General features: G+C 28.1%; 1 pseudogene. It reads right to left on the reverse strand.

What is annotated here, in order from left to right:
* Positions 1-526: pseudogene (locus tag H2279_RS08720) on the reverse strand (hypothetical protein); the annotation flags it as partial.

The following is a 526-nucleotide window of genomic DNA, read 5'->3' on the forward strand; positions in this document are numbered from 1 at the left end:
TGCATCATAAAAAGCTTGTTTATTACCTAATATACCTAAACAAAGTTGATACTCTCCTGCAATAAGATTAGAATATATAGCATTTGCCTTAGCGCCAAAAGCTCCATAAGCTCCATGCTTAAAAGCATCTTCATAAAGTTTTTTACTACTGTCTTTAAGCTGAGCAAAATAAAATCTATCATCAAATACTGTATCTTCTATTTTACGTGAATAAACATATAAACCCCAATAAGCATCTCCTAAGTCATACTTGTCTATAAGCTCATTATAGATTCTTATACTTCTATAATTAGCCTTTAAAAATTCATCAATCAATTTATCCAATAAAGCTTCATTTTTTTCATCTTGATCTAATTTACCTATAATAGCTCTAAAATAATCTTTTGAATATCCAAGTTCTGCTAAAACAAGTCCTGCCTTATAATCTTTACCTTGTTCATAAGCATAACTTAAATTCTTAATAGCTTTTTGAAAAAGATCATATCCTTTATAATCTAATCTACTAGCTTCTTCATAATCTTTTACC

It is taken from the genome of Campylobacter sp. B0100352/1 (genome assembly GCF_020135855.1).
GTDB lineage: Bacteria > Campylobacterota > Campylobacteria > Campylobacterales > Campylobacteraceae > Campylobacter_D > Campylobacter_D taeniopygiae.